The organism is Pseudomonas sp. BN505 (assembly GCF_029873175.1).
GTDB lineage: Bacteria > Pseudomonadota > Gammaproteobacteria > Pseudomonadales > Pseudomonadaceae > Aquipseudomonas > Aquipseudomonas putida.
Window position 1 is genome coordinate 1 of record NZ_SSOI01000006.1, and the last position, 774, is coordinate 774.

Genomic DNA, 774 nt, shown 5'->3' on the forward strand with positions numbered 1-774 from the left:
CTCGATGGCGAAGAAGCCGACCAGCAACAGCGCAAGCACCCACCAGCCGGCAACGAACGTCGCTTTGTCGCGGATAGCGGCCTCGGGAGTCTTCAGTTGGTCGAGTTCATAGGTACGCGGCAGGTCCTTGCGGAAGAACCACAGCAGCATGCCCAGGGTGGCGGCGATGCTGACCAGGTTCACCGGCACCATGACCGAGGCGTACTCGCTGAAACCGATGCCGAAGTAGTCGGCGGAGACGATGTTCACCAGGTTGGACACCACCAGCGGCAGGCTCGCGGTATCGGCGATAAAGCCTGCTGCCATGACGAATGCCAGCGTCGCCGCCGGGGAAAAGCGCAGGGCCAGCAGCATGGCGATGACGATCGGAGTCAGGATCAGTGCCGCACCGTCGTTGGCGAACAACGCCGAGACGGCGGCGCCCAGCAGGATGATGAAGGCAAACAGCTTGCGGCTGCTGCCCTTGCCCCAGCGCGCCACGTGCAATGCCGCCCACTCGAAGAAGCCCGCCTCATCCAGCAGCAGGCTGATGATGATGACGGCGATGAAGGTGGCGGTAGCGTTCCAGACGATCTGCCAGACCACGGGGATATCGGACAAGCTCACGACGCCCGCCAGCAGCGCCACGACGGCCCCCAGTGCGGCACTCCAGCCCACACCCAGGCCTTTGGGCTGCCAGATGACGAGAACGATCGTCACCAGGAAAATCATAAATGCGATCAGCATGACTACAACTCAATCAGCGAAGGGAAGTCTCAAGCACAAGCAACAGGG

General features: G+C 62.3%; 1 protein-coding gene. It reads right to left on the reverse strand.

Going from position 1 to position 774, the window contains the following annotated elements; genetic code table 11:
• Positions 1–726, reverse strand: a 726-nt coding sequence (locus E8E78_RS00030) for an ArsB/NhaD family transporter (RefSeq protein WP_280311566.1), incomplete at its 3' end; no start/stop codon positions are given.
• Between the last annotated feature and the right edge of the window lie 48 nt (positions 727–774).